Origin of the sequence: Dyella sp. (assembly GCF_035486915.1) — a bacterium.
GTDB lineage: Bacteria > Pseudomonadota > Gammaproteobacteria > Xanthomonadales > Rhodanobacteraceae > Dyella_B.
The window spans coordinates 1-19,198 of the sequence record NZ_DATHMR010000169.1; the positions used below are offsets into that span (position 1 = coordinate 1).

Sequence of the window (19,198 nt, forward strand, 5' to 3'; positions counted from 1 at the left end):
CGGGTGAGGCCCAGCACGCTGCCGTCGTCGCCATAGGTGGTGAAGGTGCCGCCCTGGAACAGGTGCATGCCCACGATCATCGGTTGCGCGGTAGTGGCGTAGGGGTGCAGTACGGGGTTGGGACCCCGGTCTTCGGTGGCCGATACGGTAGTGTCGTAGCGCTGTGGCACCTGCATGATGCGCAGATGTGGGCCGGCATAGGCGGTGTCGACGTAGCTGCGCTGGTAGGCGAACCACTGTTCGTAGCTCATCTGGGGCCGGTAGCGTTGATGGGTAGCGCGATTGAGTTGAGCCAGCACATCGACGGTGGTGCCGAAGCGTTGGGCTATGCCGTCGAGGGTGTCGGTTTCTTGGATGGTGTAGTCCTGCGGCACGATCTCGCGCGGGTTGCGGCGATACACCGGTTGGCTGGCAGGCACGTGGAAGTAGATGTCGCCCCACACGCAGGTGTTGCGGCCATGAGCCTTGGACGGGTCGTAAGCGTTGAATGGCCCAGGTATCAAACGCTTGAGGTTGTCCTCATCGGCGATGATTTCAAAGTGGATGCGGTAGGTCTGGCCGGTAATCGCGCCAGCGCGACCGAGCACATCCTTGCGATAGACCCGGTCGCCGGGCTGGGCGGTGAGCTTGAGTTCGCTCAGATGCGCGTAGAGGGAGTAGAACGTGACGCTGACGCTTTCGCCGATCTCGGTGGTGTGTTGGAGGATGACTACACCGTCGTCCGTCCAGAGACCGCGATAGTTGAGCGGATGGTTCTTGAGCGTGTCGCCGTCGGTGGGTTTTTTCGTCGGTTCGCGGCGGTAGCACAGCACGCCGTCAGCGATGGCGCGGACAGGAACGATGGTGCCGTCGAGGTTGGCGCCGATATGACGCCCGCCATGCCAGCCCAGGTTGTAGCTGATGGGGAAGTTGCCGGAGAGGCCGTGGTAGGCGACGACGTTGGGCATGGCATCGTCGATGAATTGGGCGTCGTCGTCGGGGTGAGCAGCGCCCGTGCGGTCGGGATGCAGAAACGGCGGACTGATCAACATGGGGGCTTTCCGTAGCAGAAGTGACAGCGTTGCGGTGACGCGCGTTAGACGGAATAGATATGTCCGTCGTCGTCCGATGGACGTCGGATGTCTTGGTGAACGAAGGGGTTGGTGGGAATCGTCATCGACGCCGGCCCTTGCCTTCCCCAGTACGCACACTTCTCGATGATGTCGCCCGGCGTGCCCGATTCGATGCCGGTGGCGGTGATCTTGATGTAGGAGCCGCCAGCACAAAGCCAGATTTCCTCGGCGGCGGCGAGCTGCAGTTTGTCGCCGCTGGTGACGGTGACATCTTTCTGTGCAGCCAGACTCATCTCGCCGTTCTGCGCCTGGATATCTACCTTGCCCTGAGCGGCGATGAACTGGGCACCGTGCTGTTGCGCGAACAGCGAGACCGCCTCGCCGGCCGCCACAGTGAGCGTCTTGCCGACGCCGATATCGAGATGGCCGCCCGCGGTGGCGATGAGGTTTTCCTTCGCACTCATCTGCAGGTGACTGCCGGAGGTCACACCGATGCCGTCGGGGGCGCTGATCAACAGGTCGGCCTGGCGCAGCTGTTTGAGCGTGTCGTCGAACAACGTCTGTTGCGCCTGAAAATCCGCTTCGATGGCGCCGGCCATGCGGGCTACGTCGGCCATGGCCTGTACTTCGCGCAGGCGCTGCTGAAGCTGGTCAATGGCTGCCTGCATCTCCAACTGCTGGCCATTTGCACCGGCTTGCGCATCGGCGCTGATGAACACGCCCTTGCCGCCACGAATGGTCGCGTGCCCATCGGTGCGCAATTCCGCCCCGATGCCGCGTTCGTGGTTCTGACCATCCACCATATGCCCCAGATTGAGTTCGCTGCTCTGGGTAGGCGTGGCGAGATGGATGTGTTCGATACCTTCGCGATCCTCCATGCGCAGTTCGTTCTGCGCGGCGGTGCGGATCAGGTTGCGGGTGTTGTTCTGGTGGGTGACCAGGTCGGTGCGCTGGCTGTTGTGTACGGCGCCGACAATGTAGGGGCGATCCGGATCGCCTTGGGTAAAGCCCAGATAGACCTCCGTCCCATCAATCAGCGGGAAGTGATGGCCGTAGTCGAGGCCGGCATAGGGCCTGACCAAACGCACCGGGCGACTGGTACCGCCAGGGCTCCAGCTATCCAGATCAAAGGGCAATTGGACGCGGTATTCGCCGTCGGCGTTGAGGTAGGCGTACTTGTAATGCCCCGGCGAGGCGATGCGTGCGGGCATAAACCCATCAATGCAGGGCCACGGTAGCGGTTGACTGCGATACGGACGATCAGCCGGGATCGCGTGAAAGGTGTTGGTATAGGCCTGATCGCGCGCGGCGGCGTGGGTGACGGCGGTGATCGCCAGGCCATGCGGGGCATCGGGCAGGGTCTTGTCGCTCAGTTGCAGCACACTGCCAGTGGCGAGGCCGAGTACGTTGCCGGTGCCTTGATACACGACTTGCTCGGTGAGATGTGCCTGGTGACGCAGCTGGGCAAGGCGTTGGGCATCGTCGGGATCGTTTTGATGCTCGCCCCAGCGGTAGTCGGTGCCCACGGTGGTGCGGTCATCGCGGGCGACGTTGGCGTCGGTCAGCAGTGAGACGCTGGCGGTGCGGTGGTTGTCGTCGTTCAGGCGCACGGATTGCGTGACGCGGCGGCGTTGCTGGGTGAGCGAGGTGATCGCCTCCATGCCGGTGCTTTCCAGGCCTGCATCGGGGCGCATGGGCGCGGTCAGGCCGCCGCGATCATACGCATCCAAATCGTCGCCAAAGACGATGACTTCATGATCCCCCGTTTGTAGCCAGCGGAACCAGAGTCCTTCATCGGCGCAGAGGCGTTGCAGGAAGGCGAGCGAGCTTTCTTCGTATTGGGTCGTGTATTCCCGGGTGGGATAGGTAGCGCGCAGCCGAAACTGAAAGTCGTTCGCCGTGAACCCGGCATGGCGCAATACGGCTTCGATGATCTCCGGCGCACTCTGTTGCTGAAACAGGCGGCTGGTGATGTCGCGCGACAGATCGGCCAGTCGCGGCTCCAGCACCAAGCGGTAGTGCGTCTGATCAGCGGAGGTGCTGATCTGATCGAACCCGACAATGAGACCGTGGAAGACGCGTGCGGGTGCCGGGGAGGCCAGCGCATTGGCCAGATCACCTACGAGTGAGGCAAGCGACATCGCCGCGACATCGATCGGTTGAAGGGTAAAGCGGGTCGCTTGGCCGAGGATGGAGGCGGTGGCGAGGTCAGCCACTGGGCTCGTGACTTCGATGACGAAGCGATACGGCGTACTGAGCGCTTCCTTGCCGCTGAAGTTGAGCACCGAAAGCAGTGCGGATGAACCGGTGATGTTTATCGAATAGGCTGTACTGGCTTGGGTATTCGTGGACATCACGCCGTTCCCTGGAAGGTGTCAGGGAGCGATTCGGCCATAGACCTTACGATAAAGAAGTCGCTGTGGGCCTGATTCTTATGTAAGCGCATGACTTGACGATGTCGCTCACTTGAGGATTGCTGCGTCCGTGGCGTCAGCACACTTCGATCAATGGATTACGTGAACGGCTAAAACCGATGGTCTTGCCTCTCAGTTGATGAGTTGTCTCGCTAGAAGCGTCTGCAAGGCCATAGACACGGGATCCCGGCTTGACCAGCTTCGGCTGCTGTAAAGCGCTTCGCCGGGACGACGCCTACACGTCTTGTACCCAACAACGAATCGCGTCTGGCGATAGATACACAGCGGGTGATTCCGGCACCTGCATTCCATCAGGCACCGTCGCCCACAATCGTCCCTGGCCACTACGAAGTCCAAGCTGGGTGATGCGCCCGTTGACGTGGCGGACCTCAACTGAAACTGGAATCGCATCAGGCAGCGCATCGCGTGTGTCAGTAATGCGAATCGCTGCCGGATCGATCATCCAGTCGACTTGCGCGCCAATCGCTGCTTGGCCATCGATCGGAAACGAAATGCCGCCCTCTGGCCACACCAATCGCGGGGCGTTGGTTGTGCCCTCGACATGCCCGCGATGCACGTTGCGATATCCAAGCAGCCGTGCCGCAGCACCACCGGCTGGATTTGCGTATACCACTTCCGGCTTACCGATTTGGATGATGCGTCGGTCATGCATCAGCACCAGTCGATCCGCAACCGCCGCAAGATGCGGATCATGACTGACCGCCAGCGCGGGAACGCCGAAGTCGTGGACCTCGGCAATCAGCTCCGCGACGACATCGTCGCGAGTGACCGGATCCAGCGCCGAGGTAGGCTCATCCAGCAACAACAGCTGCGGTCTACGCGCCAGTGCACGTGCTAGTGCGATACGTTGCTGCTGTCCACCGGACAACGTGGCGGGATAACGTTCGGCCAATTCGGCCATATGTACACGCTCAAGCAATTGCATAGCATGATCGCGGCGCAGTGGGCCGCGTAGTGCAAAGGCGACGTTCTGCCAGGCATTGAGATGCGGGAACAGCGCATAGCCTTGCGGCAGATAACCTACTGCGCGATCTTGCGCGGGCAGGCCGCCGAATGGTTCGCCTTTTGCCGAGATTAGTCCGGCGATAGCGCGTAGCAACATCGATTTGCCTTCACCGCTTGCGCCGAGCAGTACTGTAAAGCCTTCAACGTCGAAGGACGCCTGCAACGCAATCGGCTGCTCGATCGTGTAGTTGATGTGCATTAGATCAAGCGCCGATGGCGTGCAGCGAGGCCAAGGATCAGCGGCAACGGCATCGCAACCAGAAAGAAAATCCACAGCAGCGGATAGACCGCGCTCAAACCGATATTTTGCAGATTTACCCACAGTTTGACCGGAATACCCTGTGGGTAATACGCAACGATTAACACCGCGCCAAATTCGCCCAGCGCGCGTACCCAGGCGAGTGCCACTGCCGCAGCCAATCCTAAGCGAGCCAACGGCAAGCTAACGTGCAGAAAGCTTCGCCACGGCGAATGGCCCAGGGTCAGTGCAATCTGTTCCAGTTCGCGCGGCACACCTTCGAACGCGGTGCGCGCGGCGATCACATAGTAGGGCAGTGCGCTGTAGAACTGCGCCATGACAAATGCAGGTCCGGAATTGGTCAGCACGAGGCCGGCGCGTTCCAGCAGACTCCCTGCCGGCCCATAGGGACCGTACATCGATGCCAGTAAAAGCCCCAGCGCCAAGGGTGGCGTGAGCAACGCAAGCAGCAGCAACGCATCGATCAACCACTTGCCGCGGATCGGATAGCGTGCGAGCCACCACGCCAACGGTGTGCCCAGCGCGATGATCAGAACAAGCGCGAGAAGGCTATAAACAAGCGATATCGCAATCGCGCCGCCATCGCCCGCGGCGAAACCGAAGTTGCGCCAGTGTGTTGCCAGCACCAAGCCGATGAACGGCGCAGCCAGTAGGATCAGTGTCAATGCACCGATGACTGCGGGCAGACGCGCACGCGGGGTGTTATCTGTCACAAAGCGTTTCCGCGCGGCGGACTGTAGCCATGATCCTGGAATAGCTTCTGCCCATCGGGACTTTGAAGGAACGCTACAAAGTCGCGAGCCAGTTCGGGCTGTTGCGCATTGCCCAACGCCGCGGCGTAGAACACTAACGGCTGCACGCGCAAGGTCTTGCCATTGTCCAGCTTGATCTCAGCGCGGTCATACCACGATGCCTGCATACCGGGGTCGCCGAGATTGACTTGATCCGGCAGGGCAATCGTGGGCAGATGATGCGACTGCGCGGCGCTGAGGTAGCTGATGGAAGCGTCGATTTGCCCAGCTTCCAGCCGTGACATCAGCGACGGTTCCGTGAAAATTTGCGCGGTGTTCTGTGGGTCGCCGGCAATGGCGTGCATCAAACCGGGCTTGTGGTAATACGCTTCCGCTAGCTGCAAGGTGAGCAATACATTGGCGCCCTGTGGATCGATGGACGGATCCGTGCGGCCTAAACGCAGACCCGGTTCGCTCAGCACGTCATACCACGTCTTTTTTCCTTGCGATGCCGCGACGAAATCGGCAGCGAATCGGCTTTGCGGACTGTAGCTGACCACCATCTGCGTGCTGGCAACAGGAACGGCGCTGGTCACCATGCCGGCCTGTTTGAGAACCTGCATGGGACCGGGCGTAATCGTGACGAACACATCAGCCTGCATCTGATGCGCCGCTAGCAGGTGCGCCAGCGCATACGAACCTTGACCGGTTCCCTGATAGGTGGCGTTGTGCGTTTTGGCGAAGGTGGGGCCGACGGCGCCATCCATCACCACACCCATGGAGCCGGCGTACGCGACGCGCAACACGGGCGTGCTGTCCGCCGCGACGGCGGATGCACAGAGGAGGGTGACGGCGAAAGCGACAAAAGCCCAGGTGCGTTGCACGATGCTCATGACGCATCTCCTTCGGTGGATTTATGAAAGCGTCGGCGAGCACTGTCGCGCACATCGACGTCGAACAGTACTTCCAGGGAATGCGTCGTTGAGGCGCGAAGATCGAAGCGTAGGCCTTCACGCGACGGCAGTCGGTCGCTCAAGGCGCGCACGTCGGCTTCTGGAATGTCGATGTTCCAGATGGCATCCTCGCGTCGCCACGCCAGCGCATCGGCTAGCCGAATGCGTTGTATCTCCATGCGGCCATCCGGAAGGTGCGTGCAATTTTCCGCAAAGCCCCCCGAAAGCAATCGGGCAAGCTCGGCTTCGTCGACCCGCAATCGCAGCGTCTGGCCTTCCATTTGCACTCTCATCCGTTTACCTCGCGCCATGTCTCTTGGGTATTGCAGTCGATTAGCTGATCTGCATCGGCCTCGCTGAGTGGTATCTCGATGATGCCGACGCGTTCCTGCAATGCACGCAAGGAGCGTGATCGATCGTCGCCGTCACGCATCAGTTCCGCTAACGCTTCACGGCAAGTGTCGTCCAGGCGCAAGCGCATGGGCAGTACCTGACCTGAAAAATGCACGCATCCAGCTGGTGGCGCAATCAAAAGCCGCCGCAATAACGTCGACTGCAAACGCGGCATGTCTACGGGAATAATCAACAGTTCGCCGTCCTCACAGACAGCGGCGATACCTGCAATGCCCCCGAGGGGGCCCATATGTGCGACAGGATCGGCGATACCTTGATAATCCGCACGTTCGCCGCTGATCTGTACGGTATCGACACCCGCTTCGCGCAACACGGCGATTTGGCGCTCGATCAATGGTCGGCCTTGCCACGACAACAATGCTTTATCGCGACCCATGCGCGAGGAAAGACCGCCGGCGAGTACCACGCCGATGTAACGCGTGGCGTCAGTGCCCGTGTCCACGCGTGTGTCCGGGTTGTTGTGCTGCTGCGAGCTCAGCCTCGCGATGTTCCTCGCACAGCGAGCAGCCTTCGCTCCAGGCGCTGTCGCCATCCACGTAGTGCTCCTGCTTCCAGATCGGCGCTTCATGCTTGACGGCTTCGATCGCCAAGCGACATGCGCGGAAAGCTTCATCGCGATGTGCCGTGGCGGCTGCGATAACCACGGCAAAGTCGCCAATCCGCAAGCTGCCCTTCGCGTGAGCGATATACAGCTTGAGCGGGCCGCCCACCTCGACCCGAGCACGTTCGCCAATGTCCTGAAAGATGCGCAGTGCCAGCGGGTCGAACAGGTCGTAGGTGATGCCGGTGACGACGCGCCCATGATTGTGCTGACGCACACGACCGATAAAGGTGGCGATGCCGCCAAAGCGTGGATCGGAGACGAAGTCAAGCGCCGAAGCGGGATTGAGCGGCGCATGCGCGATGTCGACGACAGCGGTGTAGATGTCGGTCATGCTCAACCTCCGCTCACCGGTGGTAACACAGCGACCTGGCCGTGTTCGGGTACGTGTCGATGGTTGTGCAGAATCTCGTCCTCGCTGGCGAAGGCAGAGCGTTTGATCAGGTTTTCGCTGATCGATGAAGCGTGATGGCGAACGTGACTTTGCAGCGCTTCGCGCAGCGTTGCGATGGTGCAGTGGTCCGGTACATCCATCTCTACGAAGCCGCGTGGGTCAGCATCGCGTAATGCACCAAACAATGTCACGCGAACTTTCATGCAACGCTCTCGCACGGTAAAGGGAATTCAAAGTGACTTGGGCCATAGACATCGACCAGCGCACCTTTTGGCAATGCGTCGATGTCTGCAGGCACGATGGCCCATGCATTGGCGTCGGCGAGCGGACGGATGCGATACGACTCCTGCCCGCCAAGTATTTCCGCGCCAAGACGGCCCTCTGCATCGATGTGCAGCCGTGTCTTGAGATGGAAGCGTAAGCGAGGCTTTTTGCTGTAGGACGCAACAAGCGGAATGCGACGTGGCGCTTCCGGAGGAAGTCCTAGCATCACGCGCAAAGCGGGTTCGATAAAGAAACGAAGCCCGACAGCGACGGCGATAGGGTTGCCAGGCAAACCAAAGAGAAGCGCCTTATTGGGCAATTGCGCAAACAGCAAAGGTTTCCCTGGGCGAATGGCAACTTTGTGGAACAGCGTGGTCGCACCGATGTTTTCCAGCGCCTGCGGCACGAAGTCGTAGCGGCCCATCGATACCGCGCCTGTCGTCACAACGATCTGCGCACCCGCTTCGAGCGCACGCCGCAACGCCGATTCAAAGGCAGTTGCGTCATCGCCCACGGTTTCGGCGTAAACAACCTCCGCTCCCGAAAGCGGCAACCGCGCGACAAGATATGGGCCATTGGAATTGCGTATCTGGCCTGCTGCCAGGGGCGTTGCCGGATCATCGACAAGTTCGCGTCCAGTGCATAGCACCGCGACACGCGGACGTGTCGCGACGGAAACCTTGGGGATACCAAGCGCCGCCAGCAGCATCAGATGTTGCGGCGCCAGAGCCGTGCCTGCAGCGAGGATGGTTTCACCGCGGCCTACATCCGAACCCGCACGGCGCACGTTTTGCCCGGATTCGACATCGGCCAGCAGTTTGATGCATTGAGCATTACCCGTGCGTTCGGTTTGTTCGACGGGAATTACGCGGTCCAGGCCATCGGGCATGCGTGCACCGGTCATGATTTCCCAAGCACCTTCGCGTGCATGCGATACACCATCGCCAGCGGCTTGCTCACCTTCGATGGTCAGTTCGCTTCCAGCGGGTACTGCGGATGAGTCGCCGCTCAACGCAAAACCATCCATGGCAGAGTTGTCGAAAGGAGGAAGTTCCACGTGGCTGACGACGGGCTCTGCAAGCACGCGACCAAGACAAGCAGAGGTTGCGCAATCTTGTTTCGGCATGCGAGCGCTGGCATCCAGCACGATGCGCAGCGCCTCTTCATAGGCGAGCGTGCCACCGTTCATGCATGTCCTCCGCCAGCCACCATGCTCAGCGCGTGAGCAAGCACCGGTGCGAGGATGTCCATGCCTTGCGCAACAGCTTTGGAGCTTCCCGGCAGCGCAATAACGAGCGTATGGCCGATAAGCACGGCATTGGCGCGACTCAACCATGCCATTGGCGTGTGCTGGCTGCTTTCGTTGCGGAACAGCTCGCCAATGCCATCGATATGTCGATCGGCCACGATCGACAACGCTTCGGGTGTGTGATCGCGCGGTCCAAGTCCCGTACCGCCGGTGCACAACACCAGTCGTACATCGGTCTTGGCAAGTTGACGCAAACGTGCGGCGAGGGGCTCTGGATCGTCCGCCAGCAATTCGGCGTGATCGATCTGTGCCCCCAGTTGCCGCAAACGTTCAACCAATAATGGCCCCGATGTATCGGCGTGTTCACCGCGTATGGCGCGGTCGCTTAGCGTAATGACTGCAGCGGGTACGCCATCCAGATGTGGGGTGGGGCGCGGGCGATAGCGCGCTCGCTCGGCGTCGTTCATGCCATCCGGATGCAGCCACAATCCCTTCTTGCCGCCTTCCTTGAACAGTAGCCGCACGCCACCGAACGATAGCGCTGGTTCGACGGGCTTGGTCAAGTCGTAAAGGGTAAGCAACGCAGCACTGACGCCTGCGAGCGCTTCCATTTCCACGCCGGTACGCGCGAACGTCGCTACCTCGCAATAAACGCGAATGGCATGGCGCTCCTGCATCGGTTCGCACTGCACGTTGATGTATTCCAGTGGCAGCGGATGGCACAGCGGCATCAGTTGCGAGGCATTCTTCGCACCTTGCAAGCCGGCAATCTCGGCCATCGTTATGGCATCGCCTTTCGGCAGGCGGCGTTCGACAATTTGCGTGAAGGCCTCAACGCCTGCGCTTAACTCACCAACGGCGACGGCGCGGCGTGCGGTGATTCGCTTCTGGCGCACGTCCGCCATGTGAAAGTGGGCGCGATCCTCGCGCTCGTGCATGGGTCAGCCTCCGGTAGATGCAAGATGAGGAGTGATGCCGGTACGGCCGTCATGCAGGAAATGACCCTGTTCCTTGCGATCGATCTGGCCGCCGATGGCGCGGACCAGATCGTCGATCTGATCGTCGGCCTGCAAGAACGAACGGAGCGGAATGCCGAAGTCGCCAAATAGGCAAAGGCGTAGATCGCCGGTCGCGGTGACGCGCAGGCGGTTGCAGCCGGAGCAGAAGTCTTTCGAGTACGGTGCAATGATGCCGATGCGGCCCGCATAGTCGGGATGACGGTATTCGCGGGCCGGACCTGCATCGGCGACACGCGCAAGCGCCTGCCATCCGCGTTCCAGCAGTTGCGTTTCCAGCGCCGTCGCGCGCACGTGGTGTTCACGGAAGAAGTGCAGGTTATCGCCCGTCTGCATCAGTTCGATGAAACGCACGACCACGCGGCGATCGTGCAGGTACTCAAGCCATGCCGGCAGTTCGTTGTCGTTGACGTCGCGCAACAACACGGCGTTGACCTTGACTGACGGCAAGTGCGCATCCAGCGCCATATCGATGCCAAGCAAAATATCTTCCAGACGGTTATGGCCGGTGATACGCGCAAACTTCTCGCGGTCCAGGCTATCGACGCTTACGTTGATGGCGTTGAGTCCCGCATCCATCCATTCGTGCAGGCGGCGCGTGAGCAGACTGCCGTTGGTGGTCATCGCCAGCTTGGTCACGCCCGGCACGGCAGCGGCGGTGCGAAGAATGGAAGTGAGATCGTGGCGCACACTGGGCTCGCCGCCGGTGATGCGCAGCTTGTGCATGCCCAGCACCGTAAATCCGCGCAGCAGACGTGCGATCTCGTCCAACGTCAAAGGCTGTGGCGCATTCGGGTTCGCGTGATAGCCCTGCGGCAGACAATACGTGCAACGGAAGTTGCACGCAGGAATCACCGACAGGCGCAAATACGGAAACCGGCGGCCGTAGCGATCAGCCAGCGGGGACATGGTCTGTGCTCCTTTCCAAAGCAGGGAGGCAAACGTGTTTCCACGTTTACCCTGGTGGTCCGAAAACCACGGACGTCAAACCGTATTCCCGAAGGAACCCAGGCACGACGCCTCGGAGTTGTAGGTACGGTTCGTAGTGTAGCGATTCGGGTCTGTATCCGGGGCGTACGGCCTGTGCTGCATCGCACAAATGCGCGGTTATTCGCATAGGCATTGCGATATGAAAACAGGTGCATAACGGGTTACCCGCTGATTGCGCAGGATGAGATAGATTGAAACCTTTGCCGCTGCGACGAACCCGGATGCAAAACACCAGTAACGCGCCAACGGAAGCAGCGTTCGAGGTCAATCGTGTCAGTAAGCGCTACGGATCGATTGTGGCGCTCGACGACGTGTCGCTCAGCTTTCCATCCGGAAGCACGACCGCGCTGATCGGCAGCAGCGGTTCCGGTAAGTCGACCTTGCTGCGTTTGCTGCTTGGGCTGGAATGGCCTGATCGCGGCGACGTGAAGGTGGACGGTGGCGTGCTCGAAAAAGCACAGGTGCTGGAACTGCGTCGTCGCACGGGCTATGTCATCCAGGAAGGTGGCTTGTTTCCGCATCTCACCGCGCTGGGGAATCTGGCGTTGTTGCCGCATCACCTTGGATGGAGCAGGGACCGTATCCGCAGTCGTGCCGAGGAACTCGCTGCGCTGACGGATCTCGCGCAAGACGTGCTGGAACGGTATCCCGCTGAGTTGTCGGGTGGACAGCGTCAGCGCGTTGCTCTCATGCGCGGCCTGATGCTCAATCCGGACGCCTTGTTGCTCGACGAACCGTTGGGCGCGCTCGATCCCATCGTGCGGCACGAACTGCAGGATCAGCTGAAATCCATTTTTGACCAGCTGGGCAAGACCGTCATCGTCGTGACCCATGATGTTGCCGAGGCGGCGTGGCTGGCCGATCGTCTGGTGCTGATGCGTAACGGCAAAGTCGTCCAGGACGGCCGGCTGGAGGATTTGCAGCAGCATCCAACCGATCCGTTTGTCACCCACTTCGTCCAGGCACAGCGCACGCTCAAGAGGCCGTGGGCATGAAACGATGGATCGTTCTGGCGCTGGCTTGCCTGGCGATGTCGCCAGCCTGGAGCGCGACCCCCGTACGCATCGGCTCCAAGGCATTCACCGAATCGGTAATTCTGGGCGAAGTCGCGCGTCTTGCCACGCGCCAGGCGGGTGTCGATGCGGAACATAAGCGCGAACTGGGCGGCACCAGCATTCTGTGGAGCGCTTTGCAACACGGCGATATAGATGCCTATCCCGAATACACCGGAACGATCACCCACGAATTACTGAAGAATCTCGCGCCCGACGCGGACATTCCGACCTTGCGTGCCGCATTGAAGCCACTGGGGATCGGTATCACCGATTCGCTCGGTTTCAACGATACCTACGCCATGGGCATGCGTGAGGATCGTGCTGCGCAGCTGGGCGTCTCGCGTATATCCGATCTACCTGCGCATCCGGATCTACGCCTGGGCCTTTCGAATGAGTTCATGGATCGCAGCGACGGTTGGCCGGGTCTGCGGCAGCGTTACGGACTTCCGCAAACACAGGTGCGCGGTCTGGACCATGCACTTTCCTATCGTGCGCTGACCAGCAACGCGGTGGATGCCATCGATCTTTACAGCACCGACGCCGAGATTCCTTATTACCACTTGCGCACGCTGGAAGACGACAAGCATTACTTTCCTCACTACGAGGCGGTTTTTCTTTATCGATTGCCCTTGGAGCAAAGCGCACCTGCGTTTGTGAAGGCACTTCAAGCGCTGAGCGGCCGCATCGACGAAGACGCGATGCGCCAGATGAACGCAATGGTGAAGCTGCACGGTGAAAAGGAAACGGTTGTTGCGGCCGGTTTTCTGGGTGTGCAGCCGGACAGCGATGGTGCGGGCTTTTGGTCGCGATTGCTCCAGAGAACCGTGGAACATCTAAGACTGGTGCTCGTATCGCTCATCGCTGCCGTTGTGCTCGCCGTGCCGCTGGGCGTTTTTGCAGCGCGTGCACGACGACTAGGTCAGGTCGTGATGGCGATGACCGGTGTCCTGCAGACGATTCCCTCGCTGGCGATGTTTGTCTTCATGATTCCCTTGTTCGGCATCGGCACGTGGCCTGCCATTGCCGCGCTATTCCTATACAGCTTGCTGCCCATAGTGCGAAACACATACACGGGCCTCGTAGGCATACCGCCGGATCTGCGCGAATCGGCTGCGGCACTTGGGTTGCCCCGCGGCGTGCGGTTACGCCAAGTGGAGCTTCCCATGGCATTGCGCTCCATCCTCGCGGGTGTGAAAACGGCCGCGGTCATCAACGTGGGAACCGCAACGCTCGGTGCGCTGATTGGTGCAGGCGGTTACGGACAGCCCATCGTCACCGGTATCCGGCTCGATGACATCGGACTGATTCTCGAGGGGGCCATTCCTGCGGCTTTAATGGCACTTGCCGTGCAGGGACTATTCGAGGGTGTCGAGCGCTGGCTGACACCACGCGGGATGCGGCTTGAGGCACGACAATAATCACGAATGCCAACTACTAACGCCCGCGAGTTACCTTTAAACCCGCGCCGCGTCGGCTTGCGCGAATACTTCGTTCGATATCTTCACGCGATGCGCGCCCAAGCGCCGGCCACATTGCGGGGTCTTCCGGTACGTGGGTCTGCTCGTTGGTGTGATTGATCTTGCTTGCTCCAGCGCTCTCCAGTAACACACAAACTTCGTCCATCGTCATTTCGCCACGCAACTCCACCACGACGGTGGTATGGCCAATGAGTGATGGATCGGGAACATGGCTGGGCGATCGATCGGAAAACGGCTGCCGTTCTTTCTTCTTTGCCGCGTTTGCATCGACATTGCCACGATGGCTCACCTTAGAAACGACCGTTGTGGGCGCGGTGGAACTGGATGGCGAATTGCCGATGCTCTCGTTGAAGGTCAACACGATCTGTTCACGCTGAACACCTAGGGAGATCAGCTTTTCAGCTGCGGAATTGGCTTCGAATTGGGTGTCGAAGCAGGCAACAACGAGCTCGGCCATGATGGTGCTCCACAACGTCTGATAGTGAAACTTTAGGCGGATATACCTAACTCGCGCGTGAGCGAGATGCGCATCGAGGCATCACTTTTCCGCAAGATACGCAAACGTTACATTCGCAGTGATAGCTTCGCCGTATTGCCGAGGGAGATGAGATCATGAACGCGATGAATAAACGAATGCTCGTTGCTCCACTGTTTATGTTCATGATGGTTTCGTCCACGTGGGCACAGAGCGATTCCACGGATTCAGTGCCTGCGCATACAACGCGAGATGTCCGCTTCATCATGGCGGCCTCGGCCGCTGGCCAGACGGAAATACTCGCTAGTCGCATGGCTATCAGTCACACACAATCGCCGGACGTTCTGTCTTTTGCGAAGACGATGATCGACGATCACACTAAGGCGAACGATGAACTGTTGGCATTGGCAAAGAAGGACGGCTACAACGTCTCTAGCACGCCGACGGAAGCACAGGAGTCGGCACTGTCGCAACTTGAGCCATTGAAGGGTACGGATTTCGACAAGGCCTATGCAGCGATGATGGTGAAAGACCATCAAGGGGCCGTGTCGCTCTTCCAATCGGAAGCCAGCTCCGGCAGCAGTAGCGATATCAAGTCGTTTGCAGCGCAGACGCTACCTGTCGTGCAGCACCACCTCGCCATGGCTAATGCGCTGTAACGTCGCCGCATGCATGCACGTATGCATGCGGCATGGGAGGTGAGTTGTCCGGGTCGCCCACCGGCGGCGGCTTGGGTTCTGGGTCCGTCATCGGCGGACGTTGCGGTGTTGGATTAGATGGCTCCGGCGGAGGTATTTCCGGCGCAGGGGTTGGAGGCTTCACCGGATCGGGCGTGGGAGCAGGTATCGGAGCGTCTCTTTCACTTTCCATTGGCTTCGTCATCTCAGGTGGACGTCGGTAAGCTGTGAATACGACTGCACTCTGGCCGCAGTACTGTGCAGGCATCACGAATTCCGCGTGATTATTCGCGTTCTTTCACAGCAGCCAGTCATGTTTATGACTTTGGCATCGTCATGCCGCACTTGTTCATTGACAGCCCATCGACGCTCGGGAGCTAAAGTGATGATGACTAACTGCCGGAGTTGCTGTCATGCCCGATAAAAAGACACGTGAAGCGGTCGCCAGGGACAAGCGTCAAGGCAAATCAGCCAGCACTCAGGCCGGCGAATTTGTGCGCGAGGAGATAGAGCACGTGCGTGAAGGAAAGCACGGCGCGCGTTCGACTGAGCAGGCCATTGCTATCGGATTGTCCAAGGCGCGGCGTGCCGGCGTAAACGTGCCAAGAAAAAAGGCGTCGCGCAAAAGTGCCAGTTCGAATAAATCCGCTTCGCACCGCAAGCGAACCTCGGCGAAGCGCACCACTGCAAAACGCTCAACGCAAAAGCGTGCTAGAGCTAGTTTGAAAGCATTGCGGAAGGAAGGGGCGCGCTCTGCATCGCACGAGTCACTGTCCGCTTATGCCAAGCGCGCTGCATCCAAACGGCCGGCCGCATCGCGCTCTGCGGCGGCGAAGAAGGCCGCACGCACCAAGGGTGCGAAGGGACGTTCTGCCGCCGCCAAAAAAGCAGCGAAAACCAGGGCGAAACGCGCTGGTTGAACACACTGTTACGGAGCATGCCGTTATGGCGATGTTTCATGCTCCGTCGTTGAGTCGGACGTGTTGTCGCGAATCAAGTCAGCCCATCGCAGTTCGATACCGTTGCGGTGGGCTTTCTTCACAATCTTCACGCCCTCGGCATCGAGCACTACGGTATAGGCCTGACCTTCAATGTCGATCTGGCGCCTGAGCGGTTTATCCAAAGGTGTCATGACAGTCTCCAGGTTGTTAGCGCACGGGGTAGCGCCATGGCGGTTGTTATGCTCCCACTTCTAACTTTTTCATGGCTGCGCTGAGCGTTTGCTTTACAGAGCCGATGTTCTCCCACGGATCCTTGCGCAATCGTGAAAGGCGTCTGGGTAGTGAGCGAATGGTGAAGGCATCGCTACCCTCTATTTTCGATAGTTCTTCCCATCGAAGCGGTGTGGCAACCGGTGCGTTTGCGCGCGCGCGCAGAGAATAGTTGGCGATGCTGGTGGCGCCGCGGGCATTGCGCAGATAGTCCACATAGATTTTGCCCGCGCGCTTGGCTTTGCTTGCCGTATCGACAAATTCCTGCGGCTGCCTCGTTGCCATACGGGTCGCGATGCTATGCGAAAAATCTTTCGCCAATTTCCATGGACATGCCGGATTTACAGGCAAGACCACATGCAGGCCTTTGCCACCGCTGGTGCGTACAAAGGATGTCAGCCCCAGCTCGTCCAGATGTACTTTCAGCAATCGCGCCGCGGCAACGATGCGCTCCCATGTGACACGCGGCGAGGGATCCAGATCGAATACCACGCTATCGGTTGTTTCGAGGCTATCGATGCTCGTGCTCCACACGTGGAATTCCATGGCGCCGAACTGGACCAGCTCAAGGATGGAATCGGCGTTCTTGGCGTACATGTATGTCGCCAGCGAGCCTTTCTCTTCCTTCAATTGAATCGTGCCGACATGATGCAGTCCACTCATGGGGTGTTTCTGGAAAAAGCCCGTTTTTTTTGCGCCTTCCGGGCATCGAATCACCGACAACGGTCGTTTGACGACATTCGGCAATAGCCATCTCATGACGCGTTGATAGTAGGCCGCTACATCGCCTTTGGTTATCGATTCACCGGGATAGACGACACGTTCGGTATGAGTGATCGTTATCGACCCAACGGTCGTGCGCGGCGCAGGCGATTTCCGGCCGGGGGCCTTTGTGTCGGGAGCGGATCGAGGCAGCGACGTACGCGCTGGTTTTGAAGCTGTCTTAAGCATGCGCACTACCTTCACCGCCCGTAAGCGAAGAAGACCACTTCAGCTGACGCCGTAGTGTTACCGGTTTGGCAGTCCAGACGGTGCACGCCATGGAAAACCTCCACATAGCCCGGAGATCGGCCAGACTCATTTATTCCGGATTGATTGTGACGTTCGCGAGAATCTTTTCTAAGCGCGGCGACGATTCGGGCGTTTGGGCACACTGAAGCGGCGCCTCTCGTTACGACGTGCGACACCGCGGCGAACTGCACGAAGCAATTCAACTTTTCCGTAAGGTTTGCGCAACATCGTCATATCGTCCGGGCATGCGGGCCCGAGGGCGTCCCAGTCGCTGGACGTAAGAATATAGTGGCTGTTGTTCAGTCTTTGGCGCATTTCACCGGCCATTTCGACGCCGGATAGACGGACGCACGTATGGAGGTCTACGACGACCAAGCCAATATCCGGATGCTTTCCAGAAAGCTGCAGAGCCTCGGAAAACCCTTTGGCCTGGGATACTTGGTATCCCGCGTCGATGAGTGCTTTGTAGAGAAGATCCCGCGTATCCAGGTCGTTTTCGACTACCAGCACGTGCATTACCGCTCTCCATCAAGGCGCGGCATCCTGAAACCCCGTCGACAAATCATTCACGTATGCGATGACGTGGTCATGAACCAAGTGTGTCAAAGTCGTGTCCGTTGCCGCGGGTTCTTGCTATGGCGTCTGTTCAGTTAGCAGGATGCATATAATGCGGGTAACGTTTTTACGGCCCTCCAAGGGCTTTTTGGAACGTAATGTTGACAAACGCTCTACAAGGTCTTGCCTACAAGTGAGTCACTGTGAGGCTTGTAATCGTTAAGCATGAGGTGCAGGGGCAATCAGTTTGGCGTTTGCGTCCAATACGGCGGTTACGGACCCCACTTAGCTCGATGCGAACAATCATGTCGTCACGTCAGGAGGAAATCTCATGAATCGCAAGGTACTCGGCTTGGCAGTCGCCTGTGTTGGACTGGCTCTCGGTGGATGCCAGAACTCAGGCAACGGGTCGTCTTCGACGCCAAGCTCTCCGTCAACCGCAGCTGCACCGGCCCCGGCACCTGCTCCAGCGCCCACATCAACCGCTTCCACCCCGGCAGCGTCGAATACAGCGATGGCACCTGCCGGCAGCACTCAGGCTCCTGCATCGTCCTCGACAGCGATGAACCACTAAGCCTGCGAACGCAACAGCTACTGCCGGTATAAAAGGACGTGGCGGCGCCCACCCTCTCCAGGAGAGAGGGTGGGCGTTTTTGCATTGGAGAAACGCTTTGCGTGGTCTGTCCGAGAGACCTCAAAGCGGGTACGCCAAGATGAGAATCTTGACGAACACAATCCAGCCAATGCGTCTGGTCATATGTGCGTCCCAATTCATAGACCAAAATGTTATAGGCGGGAATGACGCTATGCACTTCATCGTCTCATCGATATGAAAGGGCTGCGCTGTTGACGATTTATGCAACATGCCTTGACCTGGTCTTCACATCACGGGACGGCGTTTTGCCTTATCTTCCCTTTGCTGGATCCATATTCACAATTTGTTGTACTAGCGCCGAATAATGTTCATATAGTTGCCGGGATCGGCATGTTCGAGTGAGGATGGCATGAAGACTGTTCTGCTCGTCGAGGACAACCCTGACGTTCTCGAAATTACCGCGTATATGCTCGAAGATGCGGGCTACGAAGTCGTAGCCGCTAATAGTTGCGAGCAAGCCATGCAGGTGGCATCGGTGCGCGCGGATATCGGCGTCATCTTGACCGATCTCAATCTCAACGCGGGAATGAGCGGTATCGAGATGGCAGAAGCCATGCACAAGGATGGCCTCAAATGCCCGCTCGTGGTCATGTCGGGCGATGCCAATCCACCGGCAAATGGCTTCCAGTCATGGATGCGCTATCTACCCAAGCCGTTTGATCGGCAGATGCTGCTGAAAGCCATTACCGGTTATGTGTAGCCGGTAAACGGATTACCG

General features: G+C 59.2%; 21 protein-coding genes and 1 riboswitch. Of the genes, 5 read left to right on the plus strand and 16 right to left on the minus strand.

The genetic code is table 11. The annotated features are described in order from the left end of the window. The 12 genes from VK725_RS13495 to moaA all read right to left on the minus strand — a co-directional run. Positions 1-1,031, minus strand: a 1,031-nt coding sequence (locus tag VK725_RS13495; protein WP_325318576.1) for a LysM peptidoglycan-binding domain-containing protein, incomplete at its 3' end; no start/stop codon positions are given. A 44-nt stretch (positions 1,032-1,075) separates the two neighbouring features. After that, on the minus strand, positions 1,076-3,406 hold the full coding sequence (locus VK725_RS13500; RefSeq protein ID WP_325318577.1) for a type VI secretion system tip protein VgrG: 2,331 nt from the start codon (positions 3,404-3,406) through the stop codon (positions 1,076-1,078). Between the two features lie 295 nt (positions 3,407-3,701). Continuing rightward, complete coding sequence (locus tag VK725_RS13505; protein WP_325318578.1) at positions 3,702-4,691, minus strand: ABC transporter ATP-binding protein; 990 nt, start codon at positions 4,689-4,691, stop codon at positions 3,702-3,704. Continuing rightward, positions 4,691-5,464 (minus strand): ABC transporter permease subunit, encoded by a 774-nt coding sequence (locus VK725_RS13510; protein WP_325318579.1) that lies wholly within the window; start codon positions 5,462-5,464, stop codon positions 4,691-4,693. Before VK725_RS13510 ends, VK725_RS13505 begins: the two co-directional genes overlap by 1 nt. Next, positions 5,461-6,375, minus strand: coding sequence for an extracellular solute-binding protein (locus VK725_RS13515; protein WP_325318580.1), 915 nt, complete (start codon positions 6,373-6,375; stop codon positions 5,461-5,463). Before VK725_RS13515 ends, VK725_RS13510 begins: the two co-directional genes overlap by 4 nt. Then, entirely contained in the window at positions 6,372-6,728 is a 357-nt protein-coding gene (locus VK725_RS13520; RefSeq protein WP_325318581.1) for a hypothetical protein, read from the minus strand. Before VK725_RS13520 ends, VK725_RS13515 begins: the two co-directional genes overlap by 4 nt. Beyond that, positions 6,725-7,291: a molybdenum cofactor guanylyltransferase gene (gene mobA, locus VK725_RS13525; RefSeq protein WP_325318582.1), complete on the minus strand. Its 567-nt coding sequence runs from the start codon at positions 7,289-7,291 to the stop codon at positions 6,725-6,727. Before mobA ends, VK725_RS13520 begins: the two co-directional genes overlap by 4 nt. Continuing rightward, complete coding sequence (locus tag VK725_RS13530) at positions 7,275-7,784, minus strand: molybdenum cofactor biosynthesis protein MoaE (protein ID WP_325318583.1); 510 nt, start codon at positions 7,782-7,784, stop codon at positions 7,275-7,277. Before VK725_RS13530 ends, mobA begins: the two co-directional genes overlap by 17 nt. A gap of 2 nt (positions 7,785-7,786) precedes the next feature. Continuing rightward, on the minus strand, positions 7,787-8,047 hold the full coding sequence (locus VK725_RS13535) for a MoaD/ThiS family protein (protein WP_325318584.1): 261 nt from the start codon (positions 8,045-8,047) through the stop codon (positions 7,787-7,789). Next, complete coding sequence (gene glp, locus VK725_RS13540) at positions 8,044-9,297, minus strand: gephyrin-like molybdotransferase Glp (RefSeq protein ID WP_325318585.1); 1,254 nt, start codon at positions 9,295-9,297, stop codon at positions 8,044-8,046. The genes VK725_RS13535 and glp overlap by 4 nt, the downstream gene beginning before the upstream one ends. After that, positions 9,294-10,295, minus strand: coding sequence for a bifunctional molybdenum cofactor biosynthesis protein MoaC/MoaB (moaCB, locus tag VK725_RS13545; RefSeq protein ID WP_325318586.1), 1,002 nt, complete (start codon positions 10,293-10,295; stop codon positions 9,294-9,296). Before moaCB ends, glp begins: the two co-directional genes overlap by 4 nt. 3 nt (positions 10,296-10,298) lie before the next feature. Beyond that, a complete protein-coding gene (gene moaA, locus VK725_RS13550) occupies positions 10,299-11,282 on the minus strand; it encodes a GTP 3',8-cyclase MoaA (protein ID WP_325318587.1) in 984 nt (327 codons plus the stop codon). Next, positions 11,275-11,412: riboswitch (molybdenum cofactor riboswitch) on the minus strand. (Overlaps the previous gene by 8 nt.) A gap of 172 nt (positions 11,413-11,584) precedes the next feature. Between moaA and VK725_RS13555 the strand changes: the two genes are divergently transcribed. Further along, positions 11,585-12,358, plus strand: coding sequence for an ATP-binding cassette domain-containing protein (locus tag VK725_RS13555; protein WP_325318588.1), 774 nt, complete (start codon positions 11,585-11,587; stop codon positions 12,356-12,358). Further along, a complete protein-coding gene (locus VK725_RS13560; protein WP_414648506.1) occupies positions 12,355-13,836 on the plus strand; it encodes a glycine betaine ABC transporter substrate-binding protein in 1,482 nt (493 codons plus the stop codon). Before VK725_RS13555 ends, VK725_RS13560 begins: the two co-directional genes overlap by 4 nt. 16 nt (positions 13,837-13,852) lie before the next feature. On the opposite strand, the gene VK725_RS13565 is transcribed toward VK725_RS13560, so the two are convergent. Further along, the gene (locus VK725_RS13565) at positions 13,853-14,353 is read right to left on the minus strand and encodes a hypothetical protein (RefSeq protein ID WP_325318589.1); all 501 of its coding nucleotides are present in this window, start codon (positions 14,351-14,353) and stop codon (positions 13,853-13,855) included. Positions 14,354-14,508: 155 nt separating this feature from the next. On the opposite strand from VK725_RS13565, the gene VK725_RS13570 reads away from it, so the two are divergent. Together VK725_RS13570 and VK725_RS13575 are read left to right on the plus strand one after the other, a co-directional pair. After that, positions 14,509-15,030 (plus strand): DUF4142 domain-containing protein, encoded by a 522-nt coding sequence (locus tag VK725_RS13570; protein ID WP_325318590.1) that lies wholly within the window; start codon positions 14,509-14,511, stop codon positions 15,028-15,030. A 431-nt stretch (positions 15,031-15,461) separates the two neighbouring features. Further along, positions 15,462-15,968: a DUF6496 domain-containing protein gene (locus tag VK725_RS13575; RefSeq protein WP_325318591.1), complete on the plus strand. Its 507-nt coding sequence runs from the start codon at positions 15,462-15,464 to the stop codon at positions 15,966-15,968. A 23-nt stretch (positions 15,969-15,991) separates the two neighbouring features. On the opposite strand, the gene VK725_RS13580 is transcribed toward VK725_RS13575, so the two are convergent. The 3 genes from VK725_RS13580 to VK725_RS13590 all read right to left on the minus strand — a co-directional run bounded on the left by VK725_RS13580 (position 15,992) and on the right by VK725_RS13590 (position 17,786). Beyond that, positions 15,992-16,180 carry a hypothetical protein gene (locus VK725_RS13580; RefSeq protein ID WP_325318592.1) on the minus strand — a complete coding sequence of 63 codons (189 nt, stop codon included), beginning with the start codon at positions 16,178-16,180 and terminating at the stop codon, positions 15,992-15,994. 46 nt (positions 16,181-16,226) lie between these two features. Further along, complete coding sequence (gene ligD, locus VK725_RS13585; protein WP_325318593.1) at positions 16,227-17,210, minus strand: non-homologous end-joining DNA ligase; 984 nt, start codon at positions 17,208-17,210, stop codon at positions 16,227-16,229. A 168-nt stretch (positions 17,211-17,378) separates the two neighbouring features. Further along, complete coding sequence (locus VK725_RS13590; protein WP_325318594.1) at positions 17,379-17,786, minus strand: hypothetical protein; 408 nt, start codon at positions 17,784-17,786, stop codon at positions 17,379-17,381. 1,043 nt (positions 17,787-18,829) lie between these two features. Here VK725_RS13590 and VK725_RS13595 point away from each other — a divergent pair. Continuing rightward, the gene (locus VK725_RS13595; RefSeq protein ID WP_325318595.1) at positions 18,830-19,180 is read left to right on the plus strand and encodes a response regulator; all 351 of its coding nucleotides are present in this window, start codon (positions 18,830-18,832) and stop codon (positions 19,178-19,180) included. The last annotated feature ends 18 nt before the right edge of the window (positions 19,181-19,198 follow it).